This is a genomic window from Streptosporangium sp. NPDC003464 (assembly GCF_053588315.1).
Genome location: NZ_JBSFPS010000399.1, coordinates 1 through 6,249, shown reverse-complemented (window position 1 = coordinate 6,249; position 6,249 = coordinate 1). Strand labels below are relative to the sequence as shown.

Below are 6,249 nucleotides of genomic sequence, written 5' to 3'. Positions count from 1 at the left end.
GGATCGTCGGCATGGATCTGCACACCCCGGCCGGCGACGACCAGGAGGCTTGCGGCCCGGAGGCCGTACCCGGCGCTCCTGCTCGGCGGCAACGGCTCGACGACCGCCCACGACTCATCACTGATCTCCCACGGCTTCAGCCGCGCCGCCTGCGGCCCCTCTCGCCATCGCTACAGCGAGAGATCAGATCACGCAGAGATCATTCTGTTAGGAGCTCTTGGCGGTTCCGCCGGCCACGTCCGTGATGAAGCCGAGCGTACGTCCCCGCCGCGACGACGACAGGTGCTCCATCCGGCCGTCCCCCTCAACTATGCACCAGTACGTCATGCGCGCCGATCTTCACACGGTATGTGTGCCGGTCGGCGACGTCGAGGTTATGGACGGTGGCGGCGCGGGTGGAGCGGCGGACGGCGGTGACGACGGGCCCGTCGCCGAGCCGGTGTCCGGGGCGGAGCTCCGCGGCGGCGGTCCAGCCGTGGCCGTCCAGCCAGAACAGGTGCCCCGCGGTGCTGGTGACGGTGGCGCCGCCGGCGGTGATGTCCACGAGGTCCTTGACACCGGTGCCCGTGATCTTGGCAAGCACCGGATGAGCGCTGTCGCCGTCGGCTACGCGCTCGCCGACGCGTACGGCACCGATGGGGCGGCTGCTGCCGTCCGCCATGACGACGGGGGTGTCCGCGATGAAGCTGTTTCCGGTGCCGCCTGGGTCGCAACCCCCGCCCACCGGGCAGTGGGTGCAGCACGGACGGAGCGCCGTCAGGCGAGACGGGAGACCATCTGCCGACGGGGCCCCGACCTTGTGAGCGGAGGGCAGGGCGTCCGGAAGCCCCTCGAGTGCTCCTGCTGCGCCTCCTGCTCCGGAGAGCAGCAGAACGGCTGCGATTCGAGCCGCCGCGCGGACTCGCAACGATCTCATACTCGTCGTTCCTTCCATCCGATGTGATAACCGAAGGAAGAGTGGCTGGGGCCGCTTGTGAACAATCAGTGGTCATTACCGGCCCGGCCCGGCCGGCCGGGAGGCACGAAGGAATTTGAAGTAGCTGTCAGCATCGCCTGCCTGGTCGCCGGTCTCGGCGAGGAGCACTGGAGGCAGCTGCCCCGGACCGAACGGGACGACTTCGGTGGCCGCCGTCCTGGGCGGGTGCGACGCCGCAGCTACCTCCGATCTCGAGGACGCGTGGGAACGGCCGGCGCCGCTGCCGCGCGCCCGCCTCGGTCGAGGTCGTCGGCGGGCCGGCCATTGCCCTTGATCAACTCGGAGAACGGCCGGCCGGCCCTGAGGACAGCGCCGAACGGGCACAGCCGGACCCGCCGGCATGGCTTTACGCGGATTACTCGACGGCTATTGCGCCATGGCCACGAGCAGCGGGCCGAAGTCAGCGGTCATGTATCGCTCGGGGACAAGCGTGACCAGGACCATCTGCGGCTCCTCAGGAGCGGTCATGGAGAGATAGACGGAGGCCGCGTCGGGGTCAAGGTACCGTTCTGCGATGCGCCGCCGGATATCCGGGTCGACCGTGCTCACAGTGACGGCACCTTCAACCGTGACTGATCGATACGGCGAGCGCTCGTCCTGTACGCAGAGCGCGGCTCGTCCCGCGGTGCGCAGCAGCGTGGCCTTACGCGTCCGGCCCCCCGTTATCACATGGATGCGACCGTCCGGCTCGGCTAGATACCACACTGGTGTGGTCAGGGGTGCTCGGTCAGGACCAGCAGCTACTGACATCACGCCCACGTGCAGCTCGTCGAGCAGTGCCGTTCGGGCAGCGGGGGAGAGCGGGGGCAGGCTCAATGGGATCTCTCCTTGTTCACTAGGCTTGATGGCGCAGGGGCCTGGCTGGAGGCCGGGCCCTTCGCTTACTACTTGGACTACTTGGAACCGCCGGGGCAGATCAGACGGTCTTGCCGGACCGGTTCTTCGCGGCCACGCTGCACACCACCAGGGCCTCACCGTCGAAGTACGGGGAGACGCTGGTGTCGATGCGCTTGTCGCCGTCGGTGTCGGACACGGCGATGGCCACACCGTTCAGGTGACCAGGACGCTTGGTGTCGCCGTAACTGCGGAGCCAGGGCGAGCCAAGGGAGCTCTCACCGGTGAAGGCGGCCTGATACCCACGGGCTCCTCGGCCTTCAGCGACGGGGCGGTCGCCTTGAAGGGCTTGCCGTAGGCCCCCTTGAGGGTCTTGCCGGTGAAGGCGTAGTTGCCGCCCGGGTGCTTCCCGCTCGGGTAGCCGAACTCGAAGACCGGCGTGCCGATCTTCTGGTTGCAGGCCAGGCCCTGGCCACCGACGCTGGCACCGAGGGCGCCGACGTCCTTCGGAGCGATGTCGACGATCTTGTCCTTGGTGGCCCCCGGAGCCGCTGCCAGATCTCGCCGTAAACGACGAACTTCTTGTAGGACTCCTTCTTGTCCCACGGGGCGCGGAGGCCGGCGTGCCGGCCGCGACCCCGCCGAGAGCGAGAGTGTGCTTCATTACTTTCTCCCTGGTCTGTCGTGGGGCGTCACGTGGGCCTCATGCGTCAGTGAAGGACGAGGGGAAAGATATAGAAGGAACTTGTGGGACATCAGGGGAACATCGCCCCGCGCCCTGTCTCCCTTCACCAGTCGTTCTCAGGGTTTCCATGATTTGTAGCTCAATCGCGGGCGTCATGTGATCTTGCCGCTGGTGCATTCGCGTTGCAGGGCCGTGGAGATCTTCGCCGGGCTGGCACGGAACGGTTTCGCGCACATCGAGGGCGACCTGGCGTACCGGTTCATCCCCGACCTGCTCAGCGAGGCCTGTTTCCGGCTGGCCTCGCAGAGCACGGCGCCGCCGGGAGAGACCGCTGAGGCCGTCGGAGAGGCTGCGGCGGCCGCAGCCCAGGCGGCGGCGCTGTACGCCCGGCTCGTTGTGAACGAGGGCCGGCTGCTCGGATGGTCGGTCACCGACCTGTGCCTCGGCCGCCTGGCGCTCGCCCGCGGCGACCGCGCGGCGACCGGCTCCCACCTCCGGTCGGCACTCAACTTTGTACGCAGGTCGGAGGCCATCCTCTATGAGCGGCCGATTCTCGACCTGCTCGCCCGGACCGGCTGAGCGGAAGGCCTGTGCCGAGTTCCCGGGGGCGCCCGGCCCGCCCGCGTAGTCGGTGGTCTGTCAGGGCGGGGCGTGGAGGTCGAGGGGTCGTCCTACGTTCTGTCGGAGTTGTCAGGCGGCGACCGGACGTCCGGGTCCGCCGCGCCCGGCGTCAGCCGAGCGGCACGCTCCACACCAGCCGGGTGCCGCCCTGCGGCGGCGCGTCGACCGTGAGATGGCCGCCCAGGCGTTCGGCCCGCTCCTGGAGGTTGCGCAGCCCGCTGCGCCGGCCGTCCGCGGGCACCCCGACGCCGTCGTCGGCCACGACCAGGACGAGCCGCTCGTCGCTCACCTCGGCCGACACCTCCACCTTGGACGCCCTGGCGTGGCGCACGACGTTGGACAGCGCCTCGCGCAGCACGGCCGGCAGTTGCTCGGCGATCTCCGCGGGCACCCCGCCGTCGAGGCGGCCGTCCATGGTCAGTCCCGGCATGAAGCCCAGGTGACCACGTGCGCCCTCCACCAGTTCCACGATCCGCGCGCGCAGGCCCGCCGCGCCGCTCTCCCGGGGGGACTGCAGGGCGAAGATGGTCGAGCGGATCTGCCGGATGGTGCCGTCCAGCTCGTCGATGGCGTTCTGCAGCCGCGCCGAGGCCTCGGGCCGCTCGACCAGCCGCACCGTGCTCATCAGCGTCATGGCGACGGCGAACAGCCGCTGGATCACCACGTCGTGCAGGTCCTTGGCGATCCGGTCGCGGTCCTCCAGCAGCCCCAGCCGCTCGGCGTCCATCCGTCTCTCGGCCAGCTCCAGGGCGATCGCGGCCTGTCCGGCGAAGGAGTACAGCATGCGCAGCTCGGCCTGGCTGAACGGGATGCGGCCCGCGTGCTTGCCCAGCGACAGCACGCCGTGCACGGTGTGCGCCTCGCCGATCGGCACGGCGGCCACCGGGCCGAGCGAGCCGTACTCGGCGATCGCGATCGGGACCTCGGCCTCGGCGGGGTCGGTGACCATGAGCGGCTCGCCGCTGGCGAAGGCCCGGCCCGCCAGGGAGTCGGCCACCGGCACCCGGGCATGGGCCACCTGCTCGCAGGCGGGCCCGTCAGTGATGACCACCTGGAGGTCGTGCCCGGACTCGTCGGGCAGCAGGACCGCCACGACGTCGGCGTCGGCCATCTGCCGCGCCCGGCGCGCTATCAGCGTGAGCACCTCCCGTGGCTCGGCCCCCGACAGCAGGCTGGTGGTGACCTCCGCCGAGGCCTGCAACCACCGCTCACGCCGCAGGCTGTCGGCATACAGCCGGGCGTTCTCGATGGCCACCCCGGCGGCGGTGGCCAGCGCGGTGACGATCGCCTCGTCCTCGGCGTCGAACTCCCCTCCCCCGCGCTTCTCGGTGAGGTAGAGGTTGCCGAACACCTCCTCGCGCACCCGGATCGGCACGCCCAGGAACGATCCCATCGGCGGGTGGCCGGGCGGGAATCCGTACGATTCGGGGTGGTCGCTGATGTGGGCCAGCCGGAGCGGCTGCGGCTCCTTGATCAGCAGGCCGAGCAGGCCGAGGCCGTGCGGCCAGTGCTCGATCCTGGCGATCTCCTCGTCCGTCAGCCCCACCGGGACGAACTGGACGAGCGTGTTCTCCTCACCGATCACGCCCAGGGCACCGTAGGTGGCGTCGACCAGCGTGGTGGCGGTCTCCACGATCCGGCGCAGCACCGTCTCCAGGTCCAGGTCACTGCCCACCGACACGACCGCGTTCAGCAGCGCGTGCACCCGGTCCCGGGTGGCCAGCACGGCCTCCAGCCGCACCTGCAGCTCCGACAGGAGCTCGTCCAGCCGCATGTGCGGAATCAACGCCCCGGGATCGATATCCGCCATACGTAGAGTTTGGCATTCCGGACGGGTGAATGCCCACTTCGGCGGGGTGAGGAGGGTCACGCGTCTTTTCGGCCGCGACACCTCGGCGTAACACCGGGGCATGTCTTGTGCCTCCCCGCCTCCCGCCCCCGCCCGGCCGGGTCCCCGGCGGCGACAGGCGGGCGCCGGGTCAGGGGGTCACGGCAGCAGCCGGTAGAAGCGCCAGAACCCGAAGTCGCTGATCGGCAGGATCTCCACGTCGCCGAAGCCCGCCTCGACCGCGTAGCGCCGCAGGGTGTCGGGGCGCATCACCGTGCCGGTGCCGGCCGAGGGCTGGTGGGACATGCCGTCGGGCAGGCAGATGAGCAGGCTGAAGCCGTACAGCAGCCGCTCGGTGTCGTCGGCGGGCGCGGCGAAGGAGGGCGCGGTGGCCTCGTCCATGACGACGACCGTCCCCCCGGGCCGCAGGGCCCGCCGTATCTCGGTGAGCGTCTCCACCGGCCGGGGCATGTCGTGGAGGCACTCGAAGGCGAAGACCGCGTCGTAGCCGTCTCCGGCGGGCGTGAGCGCGCCCGCGTCGCCGTGGCGGAAGGCGACGCCGACCCCGGCCTCGCCGGCGTTGCGTACGGCCAGCTCGACCGAGGGGCCGTCGATGTCGATCCCCTCGACGACCGCCTGCGGGTAGGCCCGGGCCAGGGCGATGGTGGACCAGCCGCCGCCGCAGCCGACGTCGGCGATGCGGGCGCCGGGCCGGCGCAGCAGCGCGTCGAGGTCGGGCACCCCGGCGAGGGCGCCGGGGAGCGCGTGCTCGAACCAGGGCCGGTTCATATCGGCCTGGGACTCCCGCATGTCCGGCCCGAAGGCGGCCCAGCCGACGCCGCCGCCGGCGCGGTACGCCTCCAGCAGGGCGGGCGTCTGCGCGGCGGCCCCGGCGATCATCCGGGCCAGCGGCGCGAGGTAGGCGAGGCTGGACTCGTCGGTCAGCACCTCCGCCGGGCCCGCCGGCAGGGAGAAGCGGCCGTCTTCGCCGACCGTCAGGATGCCGCAGGCGGCCTGCTGCTCCAGCCACTCCCGGGCGTATCGCTCGTGACCGCCGGCGCGGGCGACCAGCTCCGCGGCGGTGGCCGGGCCGTGTCCGGCCAGTGCCCGGTACCAGCCCAGCCGGTCCCCCAGATGCACCGAGAGCACCTCGATGGCGCCCAGCGCGGACCGCAGCAGGCGGTCGGCGAACTCCTCCGTCGTCTGCGTCGTCATGATGTCCCCTTCCGTCGCCGTCCGGCACCGGCGACGTGGAGATCGGCCGGCGATCCGCTGTCACGACGCCTGATCACGACCGCTCCGGCC

The 6,249-nt window shown here is 71.1% G+C and carries 7 protein-coding genes; 1 reads left to right on the top strand and 6 read right to left on the bottom strand.

The genetic code is table 11. From position 1 onward, the window contains the following. Positions 1–304: 304 nt before the first annotated feature. The 4 genes from ACWDS7_RS45525 to ACWDS7_RS45510 form a co-directional block, all read right to left on the bottom strand. Complete coding sequence (locus ACWDS7_RS45525) at positions 305–661, bottom strand: polymorphic toxin-type HINT domain-containing protein (protein ID WP_451934367.1); 357 nt, start codon at positions 659–661, stop codon at positions 305–307. 681 nt (positions 662–1,342) lie between these two features. After that, on the bottom strand, positions 1,343–1,951 hold the full coding sequence (locus ACWDS7_RS45520) for a pyridoxamine 5'-phosphate oxidase family protein (RefSeq protein WP_451934366.1): 609 nt from the start codon (positions 1,949–1,951) through the stop codon (positions 1,343–1,345). Then, a complete protein-coding gene (locus ACWDS7_RS45515; protein WP_451934365.1) occupies positions 1,893–2,021 on the bottom strand; it encodes a hypothetical protein in 129 nt (42 codons plus the stop codon). Before ACWDS7_RS45515 ends, ACWDS7_RS45520 begins: the two co-directional genes overlap by 59 nt. Positions 2,022–2,026: 5 nt before the next feature. Further along, positions 2,027–2,416, bottom strand: coding sequence for a hypothetical protein (locus tag ACWDS7_RS45510; protein WP_451934364.1), 390 nt, complete (start codon positions 2,414–2,416; stop codon positions 2,027–2,029). A 250-nt stretch (positions 2,417–2,666) separates the two neighbouring features. Between ACWDS7_RS45510 and ACWDS7_RS45505 the strand changes: the two genes are divergently transcribed. Next, positions 2,667–3,074 (top strand): hypothetical protein, encoded by a 408-nt coding sequence (locus ACWDS7_RS45505; RefSeq protein ID WP_451934363.1) that lies wholly within the window; start codon positions 2,667–2,669, stop codon positions 3,072–3,074. 151 nt (positions 3,075–3,225) lie between these two features. Here the strand turns inward: ACWDS7_RS45505 and ACWDS7_RS45500 are convergent, their stop codons facing one another. Both ACWDS7_RS45500 and ACWDS7_RS45495 read right to left on the bottom strand, forming a co-directional pair. After that, positions 3,226–4,926: a GAF domain-containing protein gene (locus ACWDS7_RS45500; protein ID WP_451934362.1), complete on the bottom strand. Its 1,701-nt coding sequence runs from the start codon at positions 4,924–4,926 to the stop codon at positions 3,226–3,228. Positions 4,927–5,103: 177 nt separating this feature from the next. After that, positions 5,104–6,159 (bottom strand): class I SAM-dependent methyltransferase, encoded by a 1,056-nt coding sequence (locus ACWDS7_RS45495; protein WP_451934361.1) that lies wholly within the window; start codon positions 6,157–6,159, stop codon positions 5,104–5,106. Between the last annotated feature and the right edge of the window lie 90 nt (positions 6,160–6,249).